Here is a 19332-nt window from a genome sequence, read left to right as displayed (position 1 = left end):
GCAGGACTGCCCCCGCTGCGCCGGGCCGCTCGCCCAGGGTCCATCCCCGCGGGCGCGGGGAGCAGAGCAACGGTCCGTACTGGATGTCGCCGGAGTCGGGTCCATCCCCGCGGGCGCGGGGAGCAGGGGGACTCCGTCTACAGATCGGATACGGGTTCGGGTCCATCCCCGCGGGCGCGGGGAGCAGTGATCGCGGTGGACGTAGCAGGAGTGCGGGCCGGGTCCATCCCCGCGGGCGCGGGGAGCAGGACCGGACCATGCCGCGCATCGCGACGTACCCGGGTCCATCCCCGCGGGCGCGGGGAGCAGCCTTCCTGACCTGCAGTTCTACCCCAACAACCACTCCCCTGGAACCACTTTCACCGAAACGGACAAAATAGCCAAACACGCTCTGTCACCCACCAGACGATAGGTCACTTCCACAAGCACGGAAGGCAGTCGGTCAGGGTGACGGTCACTGCGTTCATCCGGTCCTATCCCTGCAAGGAAGTAAACCAGCGTTCTGGCGCCCAGCACCTGGGGCAGGTCCCCTCCCTACGAGCTCGGAGAGATGGCGATGAGCGCAACGGTCTACCCCGAGTCGAGGGGTCACTCCTGCAGGCACAGGGAGCGCAGAGGCACGGAGAAGGTAGATCTCGCATCTGCCCCTACAGCTCGGGAACAGTCAGCGCTCCCCACAGGGGGTCATCAGAACTACGGCATGGAGCGTTCATCGTTTAAGGAGATGGAGAACAACAGGAACGAGGACACCGAGCACACCTAGGCCGACTTGCCACCATTCCGGCTGCGTCCACCATTCCATGAAAGGGAACTCCTATTCGAGAGTGGGCCATTAATCCGTAGCTCACCTTTCCATTAAGACGTGAAGGAACAACACAAAGAAAGTGAAGACTTGAGCTGTTGTTTGAGTCCCCCGGGAACGACACGCGCAACCGGATACGTGGGGTTACTGAGGTTGAACTCGTGGTGTCGTAGAGGCTGACGGCTGGCCGTCCTCTGCGGTATCACCGGGGCATGCGGTATCCACAAGGGGGCGGGCTGACCGCCGAACGGCAGCAGTTCCGCGAGAGGTTACGACTCCAGGCCGCGGAACGGTTCGCCCTGGGTGAGGCAAGCGCGGCGATTGCCAAAGACCTGCGGGTCAGCGTCCGGTCGGTGCAGCGGTGGCGGCAGACGTGGAACGAGGGCGGCCCGCGGGCTCTGGAGTCGCAAGGGCCGGCGTCGCTTCCGAGGCTGAGCCAGAAGCAGTTCGCCCAGCTGGAGACCGAACTGGCCAAGGGGCCGGCCGCGCATGGCTGGGAGGACCAGCGGTGGACGCTGGCGCGGATCAAGACGGTGATCGGCCGGCGCTTCCACCTGACCTACACGATTCAGGGCGTGCGGAAGCTGCTGGTCCGTAACGGCTGGTCCTGCCAGGTCCCGGCCCGACGCGCGATGGAGCGGGACGACGAGGCGGTGGCCGGGTGGGCCAAGGAGGTGTGGCCCTGCGCGGAAGGCTCGCGGCGGCCCGTGGAGCCTGGCTCGTCTTCGAGGACGAAGCCGGATTCTCCATGACGCCGCCGCAGGCGAAGACCTGGTCCCAGCGAGGCCGGACCCCGGTGGTGAGAGTCCGCGGCCGTTCCCGCAGACGGGTATCCATCGCTGCGCTGACCTGCTACAAACCCGGTCAACGGTCCCGGCTGATCTACCGGCCGCGCCGGGACGACGGCCGGCGCGACGGGCGCAAGAGCTTCTCCTGGCGCGATTACCGGGACCTGCTGATTGCCGCACATCAGCAGCTCGGCGGCCCGATCGTGCTCGTCTGGGACAACCTCAACGTCCACAAAGCCACCGACCTGCGGGAATGGGCGGCAGCCCAGGACTGGCTGACCATCCACTACCTGCCGCCCTACGCACCCGACCTCAACCCCGTCGAAGGAGTCTGGTCCCTCCTGCGACGCGGCTGGCTCTCCAACGTCGCCTTCAGCACCCCCGAACACCTCGTCCAGCGCATACGACGCGGCTTACGGCACATCCAGTACCGCAGCCACCTCATAGACGGCTGCCTCGCCGAAACCGGCCTGACCATCAGACCCGCCTGATCAGCAGCACGACATCACGAGTTCAACCTCAGTAGTCAGCCATTCTGGTGTAGTTGCTAACCTGATCAGACCAGGTTGCCTGCAGGGATGGCCCCAACACGAAGAACGGGCAGAAGATGCTCCCCGCACACCGCGGGGACGGGGCAAGCGTGCTTGGTATCGCCTCTTTACTCCCCGCAGGCTTCCTGGTCTTCCCTGCCCGTCCCAGGTCTACCGGCCCCCGAAACGGCGTCGCTTTGAGGCCTTGCTCCATCCCGGCTTACTGGCGGAGCTGCTCGGTGCTGCGGGTGTGTCGGGTGAGGGGCGGTGGATGAGGGTGATGCCTTCGTGGTCGATGGGGTGCCAGGCGTGGTCGAAAGTGCGGAAGGTGTAGCCCTGCTCGTTGTTGGTGGTGTGGGCGAGGAGGGCTCGGCCTTGTCCGGCGTACTGCTGGACTTCGTGCCAGAGGATGTCGCGGATACGTGCTGAGGGGTTTCCGACGAAGACGCCGGCGGAGATCTCGAGGAGCCAGCGGGTCAGAAATCCTCGTAGGCCGGCCGGGCAGTTGGTGAGGACGATGACGGTCACCAGGTGAGCACCATTTCGTCGTGGCTGGTGTGATCGGCGTCGCCATAGTTGCGGCCCGCCGGGACGTGTTCGTTGCGGTCGCTCTGCAGGGTGACGATGTCCCAGGCGACTTCATCGGCCGAGGTGGTGGTGCCGGGGCCCAGGAGGAGCTGTTTGATGTCGTTGACGCAGCGGTCGAGCAGGGCTGTCTCGTGGATGCGGTCGCGCAGGGCTCTGCGGGTGCGCGAGCCGATGTCCTCTTCGCTTTGTGCGGCGACGTCGAAGGCCAGGGGGATGCCGATGTCGGTCTTGTAGAGGTCGGCGATGTCCAGGACGAAGGAGAGTTCGTGGCCGGAGTGGACGAAGCCGAGGGCTGGGCTGCATCCCAGTGAGGTGACGACGGCGTGGGCGACGCCGTACATGCACTGGGCGGCTGCGGTGATGGCCTGGTTGACGGCGTCGCCGGCGGTGAAGTCGCCGGGGACGTACTTGCGGCCGTGCCAGGGGACTCCGGTGCGTTCGGCCTGGGTTCGGTAGCACTTCTTGACGCGGTCGCCTTCGTGTCCGAGGAGTTCTCGGCGGGTGAGGCCTGCGGGGTCCTCGTCGGGGAAGCGGAGCTGGTACATGGCGCGGGCGACGGCGGGGCGGGAGCGGTTGTTGGCCCATTGGGCGGCTTGGGCTTCGGCGAGTTTGGAGGAGCGGGTCAGGGCGCGGCCGCTGGCGTAGTAGCGCACGCTGTGTTCTCCGACCCAGGTGACGGCGGCGCCGGTCTCGCCGAGGACGCTCATGGCCTGGTGGGTGATGCGGGTGCCGGGGCCCAGGAGGAGGGTGCCGATGGTGGCTGCGGGGATGTGGGTGATGCCGTTGGCGTCGGTGGCGGTGATGGCGTTGGCGTCACGGTGGATCGTGCAGCGTTCGAGGTAGATGAAGGAGAGGCGTTCGCTTGTGCGGGTGAGTTCGCGCGGGGTGTGGGCGCCTCGCCGGGAGACGGTCGTCATGGGGTGGCTCCTTGTGGGAGCGGGGCGAGTGTCATCAGTCCGCATCCGTAGGCCTTGGCCTTGCCGAGGCCCTGGGTGAGGGTGCGGCGCATCAGGTCGGGGTCGGTGATTTCCAGGCGGCCGTCGTAGGTGACGGTGACGAGGGTGACGGGTTTGCCGCGCCGGGTGCCTGTGGGCGGTGTTTTGCCGAAGGTGGAGGTGTGGTGGTCGCGGACGGTGAGCTGGTAGCGGTCTCCGTGGTGTTCGTGGCCCTGGTGGGTGGTGCCTTGGGGCAGTAGCCGCTTGTCCTTGGGTTTTTCGAGTACGCGGAAGCCGCCGCGTTCCTGGCGGGCGGGGTCGAGGAGCCATCCCATCTGGTGGTGCGGGGTCAGGTGGGCGGTGCGTTTGCGTGGCTCGTCGTCGGTGCGGCGGATGTGGTGGACGGGGTTGGCCGTCAGGCGGAAGTCCCAGTGGGTGCCTGTGGTCAGGTTGTCGAGGAAGGGGGTGTAGGAGCGGGTCTGCCATCCGGGGCCGTCGACCAGGGCGGTTGGCCATCCGGCTTGTTCCACCAGGTGGGTGAGGTCGGGGGCGTGGGGGCTGACGAGGTAGAGGAGGATTTCGCCGGGGGCGTTGTGGTCCAGGCGCCACAGGACTCTGGGGGTGTCTGGGGTGGGCTGGTCGGTGGGCAGCAGGGTGGGGAAGGAGGACATGACGGCTGCGTGCAGGACCTGGCGGGAGGCCAGCAGGCGGCGGGTGCCGGTGCGGGCGGTGTTCACCCTGAAGCGGGTCAGGTACATCAGCGGCTCTCTTCTGGCAGCGCGTCGAACGGGTCGTGCCGGGGCGGTGTGGCGGCGGTCGGGAGCTCGACGTCGGTGCGGACGATCGTGCGCAGGGCGTGGCGTCGGTGTTCGGTGGCGAAGCTGACCGGCTGGTCACGCAGGGTGTCGGTGTCCGTGGTGTGGCCGGCTGTCTCGTAGAGGACGGGGAGTTTCACGGCGCTGTGGCCGGTGTGCTTTTTGGTGTGGTGGGGGGAGGCCTGCCAGGGTTCGTGCCGCAGGGCCTGGAGGAGGTCTTTGTCGGGGTGGAGGCCGAGTTCGAGGGGGCGGGCCGGTGGGCAGGAGCGCCGGCCGAGGAAAGGCGGGTAGGCCGGGGTGCGCAGGGCCTGGTGCAGGTCGGCGAGGAGGGCGGGGGGTCCTTCGACGGCGGCGACGAAGACGGCGTCGGCGAGGTAGAAGCGTTCGGACAGCGGCATGGACTTTTCGGTCTCCCAGGCGATGGCTGTCTGGAAGTCACGCAGCCGGGTGCCGGGCTGGTCAATCCGTACGCCGAAGCGCAGTGCGCTCAAGGGGCGCAGTCCCTCGTCGTCGCCGCGCTGGATGCCTTGTGCGGAGGCGAGGAGGCCGACGACTGCGCTTTTGGTGGGTGCTGGTTCGGTGGTGCGGCGGGAGAAGCGGGCCGCGGCCCCCCAGGACTGCAGGGGGCCGGCGAGCAGGAGGGTGAGGGTGTTCATGCGGGCGTGTCCAGGCGTTCGGTGACGGCCTGTCCGACGGCTGTGACGAGTGCGGAGAGATTGTCCGTCTCGGTGCCGATGCCGCTGAGCTTGTGGGTGTTGGGGCCCACGCGCAGGACCCAGGTGAGGGTGGTGGTGTCGTCGCCGTAGGCGCGTTCGATGTCGGGGATGTATTCGGCCAGGCGCTCGGCGGCTGCGCGGACGTGTCCGCTCTGGTCGCCGCGTACGGCTTCTTCGAAGGCGGAGATGAAGCTGATGGGGCGGGTGGTGCGGAGCTTGACGATGACGGCTTCGGGCAGGGTGTGGTTGCCGAAGGTGTTGATCTTTCCCTGGGGCAGGGACTCGACGAAGCTGTGGACGAAGGCCTCGACGGCGCGGCGCACGGGGGTGGTTTTCGACTCGTCTTCGCGCAGGCCCTGGCCGAGGTTGTCGGCCAGCTGGTGGATGCCGAGGGCGGCGTAGCGGTAGAGGGTGGCGGAGTTGAAGTCGACGGTGCCGATCATGCCGGCGCCGGGTTCGTCGTCCTTGTTCTCGTCGTCGACGGCCGTGTAGTAGTCCGACTCGTTGTCGACGCGGTGGACGCTGAGGGCGTGGGCGACCTGGACGGCGGCGTCGACGTTGATGTCGGTGACGTCGGCGACCATGCGGCCGAACAGGGCGATGTCGACGGAGTGGCGGGTGTCGGCGTGGGCCTTGGCGCGGTCCTTGTTCTTCTTGTCCTTGAAGAACGTCTTGCTGTCCGCGGCGGCTTCGCGGGCGAGCTCGGCCAGGTTGTCGAGCTGGCGGGAGCTGAGGAACATCAGGTATTTGGCCTCCGGGAGCGGCTCGGGCTCGCCGTTCTTCTTCGCGGCGTCGGCCTTGCGCTTGGGGACCTCGATCTTCAGGCCGGCGGCCTGGACGACTTCGGCGGCAAGCTGCTCGGCCCGGGCTGCTTCGAGCGAGGGGTCGGCGGCGGTGATCCGGGCGGCGATGACCTCGACGATCTTCTTGGTGCGCACGCCGAGCTCGTGGGGGTCAAGGAGCTGCTCGTCCTTGAAGTAGGCGCGGGTGGCGCGCTTCCATGCCTGGCTGGAGACCCGGGCCCGGGGCACGCCGCCGTAGACGGCGGTCTTGGGGGCTCCGGTGTCGTCGCGGTTGAGGTTGCTCGGCGGGACGGTCTGCAGGGCGTGCACGTCGAGGTAGAAGCGGTTCACAGGGTGTCCTTGTCGGTGGCGGCGGGGAGGGCGGCAGAAGGGTCGTCGGCGGGGTTGTCCTGCTCGGGCCCGTGGTTGCGGTGGTCCTGCCAGGCGTGGAAGGAGCGGCCCCAGGCGATGCGGACGCGGTCGGCTCCGCCGGGCCACTGCCACTGGTAGAGCTGTCCGGCGAGCAGGGCGTAGTCGAGGGGGACGTCTTCTCGGCGAAGGAGGGTGACGATGTCGCGCAGGCGCTGGGCGAGGGTGGTCAGGTCGGGTGCGTTTCCGGCGCGGACCAGGCGCTTGCGCAGGGAGTCGTCGATGTCGTTGGCCGGCATCAGGCGGTGGACGGCGGCTCCCAGGCCCCGGGGGCGTTCGCGCCGGTGGGTCTGGTGCATGCCGGTGCCGCGGGACTGCTGGTGCAAGGCCCACAGGGTCAGGGCAGTGTGCAGGGCGTCTTCGGCGCGGGCGAGTTCGTTCTCGCTGAGGGGGCGGCCGTTGCGGCGTGCGGTGTGCAGGGGCTGGGTGTCGATGAGGTCCCACAGGTCGGGGAGCTGGCCGGGGGGCTTGCCCGCTCCGCGGCGCAGGCGGGCCAGGGCGCCGACGGCTTTGGCGTCATCGCTGAGGTAGCCGTGCTGCCAGCGGCCGAGGTGCTCCTGCGCGAGGCGGGTGACCAGGTCGACTACCGAGTCCGTGCTCGTGCTCGTGGTGGTGGTCATGTGTGCACTTTCGGGGAGGGGTCGGTCTCGGTGTCCGGGGCGGAGGGCTGTTCAGCAAAGGCGGGCAGGCCGAGGTTTTTGCGCAGCCGCGCTCTGAACCACTTTTCGGCGAGGGCGGAGTTGAGCCAGAGGCTGCCCTGCTTGGAGGCAACGAGGCGGCCCTGCCAGGCTCCGTCGCCGGCCTCGGTGACCAGCTGCCGCCCGTGCCGGGTCAGGATCGTGTGGACCTGCGCCTTCCATGCCTCGCGCTGCTCGAACGGGTCCTCGGCCTGGCCCAGGTGTGCCAGCCAGGCACGGTAGGGGCCTTCGAGTTCGGCGAAGGCGCGGTCGCGTGCGGTGAGGCGGGGGCTTTCGTTCTCCGAGCCGGCGGCGCGCTCGAGGTCGGTGGCGAGGTCGCCGAGGGTGTTGACCGCGAGTTCGGCGTCCTTGACGGCGTCGATGGCCTGGATGGCGTAGTCGCGGTCCTGCTCGTGCAGCAGGATCACGTCCATGGTCAGGTGGTCGTCGACGACCTCGTCGACGACCGACTGCTGGGTTCCGTAAACCGTGCCGATGATGCGGGCCTTGATGAGGAATCCGCGCTTGAGTTTGCGGCGTGTGACCAGGCGGGCGGTCCAGTCGAGGATTCCGGGGCGCAGGTGGGAGGGCGGGCCTGAGCCCTCGGGCCGGTTCTGTTCGCGGTCGGCGACCAGGGAGGCCAGCCCGCGCCAGGCCGAGCGCTCCGGGGCGTGCTCGCGCGGCAGGTAGACGAGAGGTTCACCGTGCTTCTTCTCCTGCGCCGGGCTGCGGCGCCAGGCGGTCATCGGCTCGCGGGTGTGCATGTTGCGGGCGCTGAGGGGATCGCCGTAGCCGAGGACCACTGCGGTGACCCCGTCGGCGTCGGCGTGCAGGCGCAGGCGGCGGCTCTGCCAGGTGTACAGATCGCGCAGGCCCGCCGGAGGGCGCTCGGCCCCCTGGGGGCCGAGCTCGCGCCTCCAGGCCGGCAGGTCTGGCAGGCCCTTGGTGTCGAAGTCCACCGCGTCGGCTGCCACCAGGTTGAGCAGCAGCGTCTCGCGCAGGTTCCGCCCCTCGGCGAACACTCCTCCCAGGCTGCCGGCCCAGCCCACTCCCAGGGGGTAGACCTTCCCGCCCCTGGCACGCCGGTCGCCCACCATGCCGCTTTTGATGCCGGAGGTGTCGTAGGCGTGGGCGTGGACCACCCACCGTGCGGCCTCGGCGAAGCCGAGCCGACCGACCCCGGGCAGCCGGGCGGAGAAGAACGGCTCGCCGTTGGGCACGTCCGCGACGATGCGGTTGAGCGAGGCCACCTCGTTCTTCTCGGTGCGCAGACCGGCCGTCTGGAAGAAAGGCGCCTGGCCATCGAGGAGATCGAATCTGCCGCGGTGCTCGTCGAGGTATCCGCTAAGGGCGTCGAAGCAGTGCGGGTCGTCCCACAGCCGGGCCCAGTGCTCGATGTCCCTCGGCCCGTCGAAGGCGTCGTGGGCCATGGCCAGCAGGAGCCGCAGTAGGGCGAACTCCTGGGTGGGCAGGTCGCCGGTGAGCCGTCTGAGGCCTGCGGCCTGCGCGAACACATCGCGCAGCGACAACTCCTCCTGGGTGCCGTCGCAGCGCAGCACGCCGATCCACGGCTGCCGTGTCAGGTCGAACGTCAATGGCTTCTGGTCCGCCTCGTGCGTTTCAGGCACGGGTCACCTCAAGTCCGTCGGTCGTGGAATACCGCAGGGCGAAGCCTGCCAGGCGGGTCTGACAGTCCTCGTCCAGCGGAAGGATCAGCTCGCCGGCCAGCCAGGAACTCTCCTTGGCCTGCCAGGCGTCGACGACGAGTTGTTCGAGTTCGGCGATGGCCCGGTCCATCACCTCACCGGAGAACTCCTGCGGCAGCCGAAGTGAGCTGGCCGCGGCCGCCCGCGCGGCCAGGGCCACCGGGACCTGGTCCTGCGGCAGGTCCAGCCCGCCGATCCGGCGGCCCCTGCGGTCCTCACCGAGCCACGGAACGGTCGTCAGCCCTCCGTCGGCCCGTCTGCGGACCACGATGACCTCCAGGCTCTCCCGGCTGTCACGGACCTGGGCCCGCCCCGCCGGGGTGTCGTCCATATCCCCGGTCCCTGCGGCGACCCAGCCGAAGAGCGGCTCACCCGGCTTGCCGATGCCACCGAGCCGGAACACGGCCGCTTTCTCCCACTGCCGGGCCCGCTGCGCCTCGTGCTGCAGCCGCGCGCCGTCCAAAGCCTCCTGCCACCCCGCGGGCACCTGCACGGTGTCGGCGTAGGCGCCCTGGACCAGCGCACTGATGTCCTGCGGCAGCCTCACCGGCCTCGCCTCCCCCGCCTCCAGATGCGGCAGCAGTACCGCGGCCGACCGGAGCAGCGGATACTTCTGGTAGACGGCGACCGACCCCCGTACTGGTAGCGGTACGGGCGTGGACCAGTCGGCGCCGGTCACCAGGCAGCGCGGCCGGCGCAGCCGCGCGGGCCGGTCCTGCTGGTCCTTGCCGCGCAGGTGCCGGTGCAGGCGGCCCATCCGCTGCAGCAGCAGGTCCACCGGGCACAGGTCGGTGACCAGCAGGTCGAAGTCCACGTCCAGGGACTGCTCGGCCACCTGGCTGGCCACCACGATGTGCCGGCCCGCCGGGCGGTCGACCGCCGGTGACGGCGGCCCGAACCGGCGCAGCAGCTCCTTGTCGTTCCCTGCACGGTCCACATCGAGGAAACGGGCGTGCGCGACGGTGACGTCGTCTCCGAACCGCTGCCGCAGCACACGCGCCGTCTCCACCACACGCCTGACCGTGTTGCGCACCACCAGCGCGCACCCGCCACCGGCCAGTTCCCTGTCCAAACGGTCCGCCAGAACGACGAGATCGTCCTCCACGCACTCCAGTTGCACCGCCGTCTCCCGCCCCGAGGCGGCCGGGCGCCGCACCAGCGGTGTCCCGCCCGCCGTCACGGCGGTCAGCAGCGGGTAGTTGCCCGCCCTGGCGACCACGCCGAAAGCCGCACCCCCACCACCACCGGCACCGGCGTAGGCCTCGACGAGCTCGCGCCTGCGGGCAGCCGGAAGCGTCGCCGACAAGATCACCACCGGCACCCCGTACGCGCCCAGCCACGCAAGAACACGGTCGAGATACACGCTCATGTAGGTGTCATAGGCATGCGCCTCATCGATGACCACGACCTTCCCCGCCACCGCCAGATGCCGCAGCGCCAGGTGCTTGCTCTTCAACCCGGCGAACAGCAGCTGGTCCACCGTCCCGGCCACGAACGACGACAGCATCGCCTTCTTCCGCCCCCGCAGCCAGGTGTGGGCCACCAGCTCGGCACCGGCCTCACCCCGCCCAAAGGGCCCCTTGCCGCGCCCTGCGGCGTCCACGTCGACGCCGGCCACAGGCCCGGCACCTCGCATCAGGTCGGTGAAGTCATCGTTCAACGCGGCCTTCGAATGCGCCAGGAGCACCGAATGAGGCCGGCCCTCCAGCGAAGGAAGACGATCGAGCCACTTCAGCAGCCGGGGGAACATGGCGTTACCGGTGGCCATCGTCGGCAGGGCGAAAAACACCCCTCCCGCGCCCGAGCGGGCCGCGAAGATCTCCGCCACCGCCAGCGCGGCCTCGGTCTTCCCCTCCCCCATCGGCGCCTCGATCACCATCAGCCCCGGCACCTGCATGGCCCGGGCCAGCTCCACCGCCTCCGCCTGAACAGGACGCACCGACGCCCCGGAAGGAAGATCGAACCTGGACTCGAACAGCTCCTGAACACTGCCCTGCGGCTCCGCGGGCCGCCACGGGCCCGGCAGATCGAGCTTGCGCCACGCGGCAGCAGCACGCGCCGCACCGAAAAGCGGCTCCTCCATCGGATGGTAGGGAAACAGCTCCGGATTACTGGCGATCCAGTCCGCGACGATCACCAGCGCCGTCAGCACAACCTGTACCGGCTGCGGCAGCTTCACCGCCCGCCACGCACCAAGCCGCCCCCGCACCCCGTACTCATCAGCACAGGCCTCCAGCAGCTCCCCCTGCACCCGCCGCCACACCGCCCGGCTCCTGCCCGGCGTCCGCAACAAATACCCGCGGTCCTCCAACGCGTTGATCTGCGCGTCCTCCGGCGGAATCCCGTGATGCCCGCCCACCACCACCGTGAACTGCCAGCACTCCTGCGCATCCCACCCACACGCCTCCTCCAGCCACTGCCCCAGCAGCACCTGGCCGGCCAGCCCGTGCGGCGCCAGCGCCCGGTCCAGGCCCATCGCCTCCCGCGAGCGCATCTCCAAACCCCCGGCCCGCATCCGATCCGCCAAGCCCTCGACCTGACACGCGAACGCCGGAGTCGCCTTACCGATGTCATGCACCGCGGCCAGCCACACCGCCAGCAGCCGCCCGTCCGCCTCACCGCCCGGCAACACCCGCCCGATCAGACGACGCACACTCCACGGCAGCCACCGGTCCCACAACAGCCCCGCCACCGCAGCACTGTCCTCCATGTGCTGCCACAACGGCAGCCACCCCTCCGAGTCCCGGTCATGCTTGCCCCACAGCTCAAGCACCAGCCCCTCAAGACGGCCCCGCAAACCGAAACAACCCTCTCCCCCACCTGCCATGCAAGAGAAATACACCCCACCCCCACACCCGCGAGAGAAGAACCAGAAACAAGCCAGAAACCCCGCCCAGAACCCACAACGAACACCAAAAACAACAAACATGACGTAACATCAGCCAGTTACCCACCACCCAGAACACACCTGCCACCAGCACACCCGACCCAGGAACCACCCCCACAAGCACGAGGACAAATCGACGGGGCGGGTCACCACCGGCCCGACGAGAGACCATCCCCGCAGACGCGGGAAGCAACAGGGAAGGTCATCAGAACGCACACCGGGCCAAGATCCATCCCCGCGAGCGCGGGGAGCAGTGGATTATCCGCTCGACCTCGTGCTTCTTCGGAGGTCCATCCCCGCGGGCGCGGGGAGTAGTCTCCCAGGCGGGCACCCGTGCCCGCGATGTAGGGTTCATCCCCGCGGGTGCGGGGAGCAGGCCGCCACGGGCCCGGATTCCACCATCTTCACGGGTCCATCCCCGCGGGCGCGGGGAGCAGAGGAGCCCCTCGATCACGTCCAGGCCGGAGGAGGGTCCATCCCCTCAAACGCAGGGAGCAGAGCCGCCGCATGTACGCCGGCAACTCCGGATGGGGTCCATCCCCGCGAGGGCGGGGAGCAGACGGGGCCCCGGTACGAGGTCGGCCAGGTGCGAGGTCCATCCCCGCGGGCGCAGGGAGCAGATCCAGATGCCCGGCTCGGACCGCATGAACATGGGTCCATCCCCGCAGGCGCGGGGAGCAGCACGAAGAGATCGGCCGCGCGCAGCCAGTGCGGGGTCCATCCCCGCGAGCGCGGGGAGCAGGGGCGACCACTCCACCCCGGTCACCGTGACCGGGGTCCATCCCCGCGAGCGCGGGGAGCAGTGGGCGGCGTACTGGCGGGGCGGCCAAGGGGTGGGTCCATCCCCGCGAGCGCGGGGAGCAGGATGACGTTCTGGTCCATTTTCAGATCTCCTTGGGTCCATCCCCGCGAGCGCGGGGAGCAGATCTCGACGCGGATGCAGACCATCACGGAACGGGGTCCATCCCCGCGAGCGCGGGGAGCAGCACGGCGGTATCGCCCGCGCCGCAAACGGCCTGGGTCCATCCCCGCGAGCGCGGGGAGCAGGGGCTGGACTGTTCGGGGCTGATCGTCGTCGCGGGTCCATCCCCGCGAGCGCGGGGAGCAGTCCTCGACCTCGATCCACACTGGATTGAGGCCGGGTCGATCCCCGCGAGCGCGGGGAGCAGCGGATCCTGGTGGAGCACGCGTTCGTCGTGAAGGGTCCATCCCCGCGAGCGCGGGGAGCAGAGCATCTGCTTGTGCAGGTCGGCCAGCGCGCCGGGTCCATCCCCGCGAGCGCGGGGAGCAGCGCGTGCCCTCGGTGCTCCAACTCCAGGCCGAGGGTCCATCCCGCGAGCGCGGAGAGCAGAAGCCGAAGCGGTTCTGGGCGGCGGCCGTGAGGGGTCCATCCCCGCGAGCGCGGGGAGCAGTCCGAACCACTACCGCCCCCACCGGGGGACTTGGGTCCATCCCCGCGAGCGCGGGGAGCAGATCGGGTCGTGCGCGGACACCTCGCCGCCCCGGGGTCCATCCCCGCGAGCGCGGGGAGCAGTCCGCCGTGCCAGTGGTCGCGGTGCTCGATGGCGGTCCATCCCCGCGAGCGCGGGGAGCAGTGGTCGTGGCGGGGCTCACCGCCGCCACTCACGGGTCCATCCCCGCGAGCGCGGGGAGCAGGCATCGGACGAAGCCCGGCTGTGGGACTCGAAGGGTCCATCCCCGCGAGCGCGGGGAGCAGGGAAGCGATCATCGTCGCGAAACCCATTCCCCGGGTCCATCCCCGCGAGCGCGGGGAGCAGAACGTGCCGGTCAGGCCCAGCAGCGTGCCGACGGGTCCATCCCCGCGAGCGCGGGGAGCAGCTCCGTCCGTACGCAAGACGGCCCCGGCCAGAGGGTCCATCCCCGCGAGCGCGGGGAGCAGAAGGGCCTGGGCGGCCTGCAGTCGATCGCCGGGGGTCCATCCCCGCGAGCGCGGGGAGCAGGACATCGAGGGCATCCGCGCCGTCACCGGGATGGGTCCATCCCCGCGAGCGCGGGGAGCAGAGTCGGGGCCTCCACCACGTTCAAGGTACGAGGGGTCCATCCCCGCGAGCGCGGGGAGCAGGCGGCGTTGGGGCCCTTGAAGAGGACGGCGCGGGGTCCATCCCCGCGAGCGCGGGGAGCAGTCCGCCGACGGGACGGGGGCCTTCCCGTAGAGGGGTCCATCCCCGCGAGCGCGGGGAGCAGACCAGCTCGCCGTCGTCCTCGGCGGCGCCCCGGGGTCCATCCCCGCGAGCGCGGGGAGCAGCCGGGGACATGGCGTCGTCAATGAGGCGGATCAGGTCCATCCCCGCGAGCGCGGGGAGCAGCGCCACACCTCCAGCGCGGCCCGCTCCGCCTCGGGTCCATCCCCGCGAGCGCGGGGAGCAGACGCTCGGCACGATCGACCAGATCAACACCCGGGGTCCATCCCCGCGAGCGCGGGGAGCAGTGGGACGAGGCCGAGCCGCTGGTGCGCGAAGCGGGTCCATCCCCGCGAGCGCGGGGAGCAGGGGGCCACGGTGACGATCACTCGGATCGGGCAGGGTCCATCCCCGCGAGCGCGGGGAGCAGCGTAGAGGGCGAGGATGACCGCGACGAAAAGCGGGTCCATCCCCGCGAGCGCGGGGAGCAGCCTCCCTGACCTGCAGTTCTACCCCATCAACAGTCCCCTCGGAACCACTTTCACCGAAACACACAAACCACCCAATACACATTTCATCATCCACCAAATGACAGACCACCCCATGTCAGCGAGGGAAAGGTTCCAGTCGAATCCGCTTCCGGTCAGGGACCGCCAGCCCCCCTACGGAGACCGCGGCCGGGCGGGCAGGGCACGGGCAGGGCTGGCATAGAGGCCGGAGCGGGCGTGGAACGGGCGGGATAACCCGGTCCGTGCGGTGGCACAGGGTCCATACCCGCAGGCGCAGGAAGCAGTTTTCAAGGGGCCGCCGTGTGACGCCTGTGTCGGGCCCATCCATGCGGGCGCAGGGATGGTAATCGCTCCGAGCTCGCCGGGCACCTCATTGTCGTCGTAGGGGTCGAGTACTGGCCCTGCAGTGTCATCCTCGCCTTTCGCACGGCCCAGAACTCGCGCCCCGCCGCCGGCGGCCGCCCTAAGGGCGTGGGCGACATGATCCCTCATGAACAGCTCCTGGAACGCACCGCGCTCCTCCTCGACACCGACTCCGCGCTCAGCGCCGCCGGTATCACCGAAATTCTCGGCATGCACACCGCCACAGCCCAGCGCGCCCTTACGCAGCTCCGTGCCCGCCGTATCGCCAACCGCCTGGAGCAGGCCCCCGGGTTGACGCCCGGGCAGGCCGACGCCGAGCTCGGCTACCTCACTGCCCACACCCGCGCCGCGCTCGACCAGGCCGCCTCTGAACTCCGCTCCCGCGCGGCCGGAGCCTACCTAGCGCAAGTCACCGAAGCCCTCCGCGCCGCCCTCCCTCTCGCCGAGGGCGCCCCCGCCGCGGCGCTCGTCCGGGAGGAACAGACTGGATGGCGCACCACCTCACGCCGCTACCACCCCTTCACCGCCCCCTGCTCACCGGAACCACCCAACCCGCCCCACCCGACCTCCTGGTCGCCCTCGGTACTGCCGAGGGCCGTGGCCGCCCTTCGGGTCCGTGACACGCGACGGCACCCTTTCACCTGTGTGAGCGGGCGCCGTTTTTGTTCATGCTCCGGTTTAGCCGGGGTCAGAAAGGGCGCAGGAGCACAAGGGCCAAGACGGCGAGAGTGCCGCCGGAGAGCCAGGTCTGCCGCCAGGTTCACCAGGGCAGTACGCTGCGGCGCCACCGGTGGCCGCTCACGAGACGGTCTGATCGGTGTTCGAGACGATGGTGTGCAGAATGCCGCAGCGCCCGGTCACGGTGTCCTCGACTCCCCGGCCGGGCCAGCGGTGCTCGCGGGGCGCGAAACTCAGCACCGGCTCTCGCCAACCGCTGTCTTGATGGGGGGTGCCCAGGCGTACGCCGTCGTCCTGGAGCCAGGAGATCTCGCGATGGCGGAGGTCGGCTGCGGATTCGGGGGTGATGGCGGTGGGCCAGCGAACCAGGACCGCCTTAACGAGGCTCCGGCCGTAACCGACCGTGATGTCCGCGCGTGCACACGCCGCCTCCAGCAGACGGTCCATGTGCTCCCCCGTACCTGGCAGGGGCCGGCGCCGGGCGGCGGACCGAGCGCCGACGGGCTGCGGTCATCAGGGCCGTCGCCAGCACCAGGACTCCGGCGCCCCCAGGGAGGCCTGCCCCATCCCCTGAGTCACCGTCTCGCCACAGGCCGCTGACCAGGCGAAACGACCATTTACCCGTCGCGAAATGCCCTGATCGGACAATCTGAAATGACAGGGCGGGGACCTAGCAACATTGCCATGTGGTCCGGACGACGAATCAGCAAAGAGGAATCACCATCCATGAATCCTGCAGAGCCCGCGACATTGCTCTGCGCAGATTGCTAGATTGGCGTCATAAGCCAACGCACCAAGTAGTGCGTTGGGGCGGAACCGGACGACAGTTCGACCGAGGATCCGCACAACATGGCGCTGGCGCCCGGTTTAGTAACCGGACGCCAGCAGGGGAGAGCCGTCAGGTCAGCAGACGGATGATCATCTCGACACCATCTAGCGCCAACTGGATGGTTGAGACTACGAGGATCAGACGCTGCCAGCCTGGCGGTTTCTCGTTCTGCGACACACGGACTCCTCCGTACTTCCCGACTGAATGCCGGGGGGGCCGGCCTTCGGCCCCCTGTGAGCCGAAGTAACGGAATGTGTGCTGCAGTTCGTCACTCTAGTAGCCGACGTGAGCCGATCCGGCCCGATTCCTGTAAATGGGGCACGGAGTTGACACGGAGAGCGGGGAAGGTGGCCCTCCGACTACTCGTCGTCATGCCTACTCGGGGGTAAGAGCGCGCGGAGCATCTCCTCCTCGGAGGCAGGCTCGGGCTCCGGCAGCCGCTGCCTCCCGAGGCCTTCGAGGACCGGGCGGTCAGGCCGGAGTCGCACTCGGGTGCGCACTGAAGCTCCCGGCAGGCTTCATCCTGCGGCGCGGGGCCGGTTGCGGGCCCACTGCTCAAGCTCGTCGAGGTGGTAGAGGTGTTCTCTTCCCCGTTTGCCGGTGTGGGCGGGGAAGTCGGGGTCGTTGGCGCGGGCCCAGCGCAGGCCGGCGAGGGTGACGCCGGGCAGTTCGCTCTGGGCCTCGCGCAGCCCGACGCCCTCCTCCTCGCCAGGCCGCACGCGCTCGGGTACAGGACCCGGGTCGTGGTCCGGGGACGGTGCGGGGATTTTCGGGAGGGTGAGGGGGCTCCCGTTGCCGGGGGTGCCGGCCATAGCCCAGGCGCGGGCTTCTGTTTCGGAGAGGTTGAGGACCTGGGTCTCGCGGGCGGTGCCTCCCAGGACGACTTGGACGCGGCCGGGGTGGCGGGTGGGTTTGGGGGCGGGATGGACTTCGGGGACGAGCATCTTCCAGGCGTTGAGGGTGTAGCGGACGAGGATGCGGGTGGAGAAGTTCTCGCGCATCTCCGGTCCGCCGAGGGCGCGGGCGGTGGCGGACTGGGCGACGAGCAGGACGTGAAGGCGGACCTGGCGGCCCATGAAGAGGATCTCGGCGAGCGCGTCGATGGCGGGTGAGGTCTTCGGGTCGCCGGGGCCGCGGATCTTCTCCCAGTAGCGCTTGAGCTGCGCCATGGTGGCGTTGATCTCCTCGAGGAGGATGACGATGCGGGGGCCGACCCGTTCGGGGTTCTCGGCCAGGACGTCGTCGCCGAGTTCTTCGGCGATGCGGATGCGGCGCCGGCCCTCCTCGCCGAGGTGGAGCAGGGCGTCGTGGATGTCGGCGATGTCGCGGCAGTAGTTGACGCCGGGGATGCCGCGGGCCCAGGTGTGGGAGATGCGCTTGAAGTCGAGGATGTGGGCTTGGGCGCCGTTGTGGAGGAACTGGGACGCGATCGTGCGCAGGATGGTGGACTTGCCGCCGCCGGTGCCGGCGGAGATCAGGACGTGCGGGGAGTCGTGGTCGAGGTCGACGGAGACAGTCTTGCCTCCGGCGCCGAGGCCGATGAGCGGGGCGGACTCGGGCATGGAGGCCAGAAGGTCGCGCACGCCGGGGTCGGCCAGGCCGAGCGAGGAGGGCGGGCGGTGCTTCTTCTTGACCAGGACGTGGGTGTCGCGTCCGGCCAGGCGCCAGGAGAAGGCGGCGTTCTCCAGGGCGAGTTTCTGCATGACGAGCTCTGCGATCTCCTCCCGTTTGAAGCGCAGGTTGACCGGCAGGTCGATGCGGATCTGCGCGTCGTCGTCGGTGAAGTCGACCGGGACGTGGAGGTAGGTGCGCGGGTCGGTGTACTCGGAGATGCCCAGCGGGGCGGCGAGCGCCTGGTGCAGGGGCTCGACCCACTCGCGCATCAGCTCGCGCCGCTCGCGGGTCTTCATCCGGTAGGCGATGCTTCCGGTCGCCGTGGCCAGGGCGGCGGCCGGGCTGCCATAGGTGAGAGCCTGGGCGAGCCCGGCGGGGTGCTGGAGGTAGGTGTATCCGCTTCCGGCAGCGGCCGCGAGCACACCGGCGCGGACCGCGAGACGGTGCCAGCCGGCCCGGAATGAAGCGCGGTGCACGGGGGCGTCGACGTCCTTGGTCCGTACCCGGGTGCCCGGGCGCCAGAACGTGGCGTCGGTGCGCTGCACCCCGTCGAGATCCTGTCCGACGAGGAACCGTTCGGCGACCATGGCCAGGTTTTCCAGGGCGTCGTCGAGACCACGCGAAGGCCGGTGGTGAGACACGAGCTGCTCCTCGGAGGCGCGGGGAGGGGACCGGTCCACTCTTCGGCACGCACCTCACCACAACGCTGACCACGGCCACCGGTGAGCCGTCACAAGGGAGTAACTCCTCATGGTGAGTGCCGTGGTGAACGTCTTTTGCGCTGGATGTGGTCCGGAAACTTGATTGAAGTGTCCAGCACTGGACATGTACAGTACTGAACATGTTGAAGACCTATGCGGTGGTCGTCACCCCGCAGGACCGTCCCCCCGCTTTCATCGGCCCGTTCATCGCCGAGACCAACGCCGAGCGCTACGCCGAGCGGATCGAGTCGTTCCTGAACCGATACACGAAGAGCAAGGTCGAAGCCTTCGTCGAAGACGCCAGCCCGAGCCGCGAGCACCTGGACCCGCGACTTCCCACCGACCCCTGGGCCCTGGGCCAGCTCATCGACGAGGAGGAGGGCCAGGAGGTCTTCCCCGGCCTGTACGCCCGTCTGTGCGCTCAGCTCGGAGAGGACGTCGCGGACGAGGTCTGGTCTCGGGCTACCGGGTGGGAGAAAAGCGAGAGCTCCGGCCGCGAGCAGCTCCTCGCCTCGGCCGAGGACTGGCGCACCCAGCGCCTCGGTGCCGCTCACGCCCTCAAGCGCATCGCGGTCGAGCTGTGGAACGACGGCATGGAGAACGTCCAGGACATCCGGCGCGCGACCGGCCTTTCCAGGACCACCGTCTACGAAGTACTCCGCGCCGCCGGTATCGATCCCGCCGCGCGCGATTCCGAGCACTGACCCGAGGAAGGACTTCAGGGCTCTCGGGCATACGAAGAGGGGGCCCGCGCCGATATCGGCGCGGGCCCCCCCCAAGGGGTGTGTGGGGTGAGGCGGGGGGGGGGGAGAGGGGGGAGTTTTATTGGTTGGGGTGGGGGT

12 protein-coding genes and 3 CRISPR repeat arrays (1 of these 15 running past the window's edge) are annotated in these 19332 nt (G+C 69.5%); of the genes, 2 read left to right on the top strand and 10 right to left on the bottom strand.

The features are described from left to right. Positions 1-309: direct repeats of the CRISPR family, unit length 29 nt; unit sequence GGGTCCATCCCCGCGGGCGCGGGGAGCAG; it reaches 2407 nt to the left of the window's first position. Positions 310-1014: 705 nt separating this feature from the next. Beyond that, a protein-coding gene (locus tag ACWGSR_RS27740) for an IS630 family transposase (protein WP_453570029.1) occupies positions 1015-2081 on the top strand; the annotation gives its coding sequence in 2 pieces (ribosomal slippage) (positions 1015-1458 and positions 1461-2081; 1065 coding nt in all). 210 nt (positions 2082-2291) lie between these two features. On the opposite strand, the gene cas2e is transcribed toward ACWGSR_RS27740, so the two are convergent. The 10 genes from cas2e to ACWGSR_RS27690 form a co-directional block, all read right to left on the bottom strand. Further along, positions 2292-2648, bottom strand: a complete 357-nt coding sequence (gene cas2e / locus ACWGSR_RS27735; protein ID WP_453570026.1) for a type I-E CRISPR-associated endoribonuclease Cas2e — start codon at positions 2646-2648, stop codon at positions 2292-2294. Further along, entirely contained in the window at positions 2645-3625 is a 981-nt protein-coding gene (cas1e, locus tag ACWGSR_RS27730; protein ID WP_453570023.1) for a type I-E CRISPR-associated endonuclease Cas1e, read from the bottom strand. The genes cas2e and cas1e overlap by 4 nt, the downstream gene beginning before the upstream one ends. Further along, entirely contained in the window at positions 3622-4401 is a 780-nt protein-coding gene (gene cas6e / locus ACWGSR_RS27725; RefSeq protein WP_453570020.1) for a type I-E CRISPR-associated protein Cas6/Cse3/CasE, read from the bottom strand. Before cas6e ends, cas1e begins: the two co-directional genes overlap by 4 nt. Beyond that, positions 4401-5114, bottom strand: coding sequence for a type I-E CRISPR-associated protein Cas5/CasD (gene cas5e, locus ACWGSR_RS27720; protein ID WP_453570017.1), 714 nt, complete (start codon positions 5112-5114; stop codon positions 4401-4403). The genes cas6e and cas5e overlap by 1 nt, the downstream gene beginning before the upstream one ends. Next, positions 5111-6307, bottom strand: a complete 1197-nt coding sequence (gene cas7e / locus ACWGSR_RS27715) for a type I-E CRISPR-associated protein Cas7/Cse4/CasC (RefSeq protein WP_453570014.1) — start codon at positions 6305-6307, stop codon at positions 5111-5113. The genes cas5e and cas7e overlap by 4 nt, the downstream gene beginning before the upstream one ends. Further along, positions 6304-7005 (bottom strand): type I-E CRISPR-associated protein Cse2/CasB, encoded by a 702-nt coding sequence (casB, locus tag ACWGSR_RS27710; RefSeq protein WP_453570010.1) that lies wholly within the window; start codon positions 7003-7005, stop codon positions 6304-6306. Before casB ends, cas7e begins: the two co-directional genes overlap by 4 nt. Further along, positions 7002-8690 (bottom strand): type I-E CRISPR-associated protein Cse1/CasA, encoded by a 1689-nt coding sequence (casA, locus tag ACWGSR_RS27705; protein ID WP_453570007.1) that lies wholly within the window; start codon positions 8688-8690, stop codon positions 7002-7004. Before casA ends, casB begins: the two co-directional genes overlap by 4 nt. Then, complete coding sequence (cas3, locus tag ACWGSR_RS27700) at positions 8683-11595, bottom strand: CRISPR-associated helicase Cas3' (RefSeq protein ID WP_453570004.1); 2913 nt, start codon at positions 11593-11595, stop codon at positions 8683-8685. Before cas3 ends, casA begins: the two co-directional genes overlap by 8 nt. A gap of 407 nt (positions 11596-12002) precedes the next feature. Next, a CRISPR array of direct repeats spans positions 12003-12946; the repeat unit is 29 nt; unit sequence GGGTCCATCCCCGCGAGCGCGGGGAGCAG. A 91-nt stretch (positions 12947-13037) separates the two neighbouring features. After that, positions 13038-14287: a CRISPR direct-repeat array (repeat unit 29 nt; unit sequence GGGTCCATCCCCGCGAGCGCGGGGAGCAG). A gap of 1179 nt (positions 14288-15466) precedes the next feature. Beyond that, positions 15467-15793 (bottom strand): hypothetical protein, encoded by a 327-nt coding sequence (locus tag ACWGSR_RS27695; RefSeq protein WP_453570002.1) that lies wholly within the window; start codon positions 15791-15793, stop codon positions 15467-15469. Between the two features lie 900 nt (positions 15794-16693). Then, positions 16694-18430, bottom strand: coding sequence for a pRL2-11 (locus ACWGSR_RS27690; protein ID WP_453569999.1), 1737 nt, complete (start codon positions 18428-18430; stop codon positions 16694-16696). A 200-nt stretch (positions 18431-18630) separates the two neighbouring features. Between ACWGSR_RS27690 and ACWGSR_RS27685 the strand changes: the two genes are divergently transcribed. Continuing rightward, positions 18631-19194, top strand: coding sequence for a hypothetical protein (locus ACWGSR_RS27685; RefSeq protein ID WP_453569997.1), 564 nt, complete (start codon positions 18631-18633; stop codon positions 19192-19194). Positions 19195-19332: the final 138 nt, after the last annotated feature.

This window comes from Streptomyces sp. NPDC055632 (genome assembly GCF_053618675.1).
This window is presented reverse-complemented; position numbering and strand designations above follow the sequence as displayed.

Coding starts and splice junctions, on each gene's coding strand:
- cas1e (WP_453570023.1), bottom strand. CDS start 3,625: ATGACGACCGTCTCCCGGCGAGGCGCCCACACCCCGCGCGAACTCACC.
- cas6e (WP_453570020.1), bottom strand. CDS start 4,401: ATGTACCTGACCCGCTTCAGGGTGAACACCGCCCGCACCGGCACCCGC.
- cas5e (WP_453570017.1), bottom strand. CDS start 5,114: ATGAACACCCTCACCCTCCTGCTCGCCGGCCCCCTGCAGTCCTGGGGG.
- casB (WP_453570010.1), bottom strand. CDS start 7,005: ATGACCACCACCACGAGCACGAGCACGGACTCGGTAGTCGACCTGGTC.
- cas3 (WP_453570004.1), bottom strand. CDS start 11,595: ATGGCAGGTGGGGGAGAGGGTTGTTTCGGTTTGCGGGGCCGTCTTGAG.
- ACWGSR_RS27695 (WP_453570002.1), bottom strand. CDS start 15,793: ATGGACCGTCTGCTGGAGGCGGCGTGTGCACGCGCGGACATCACGGTC.
- ACWGSR_RS27685 (WP_453569997.1), top strand. CDS start 18,631: ATGTTGAAGACCTATGCGGTGGTCGTCACCCCGCAGGACCGTCCCCCC.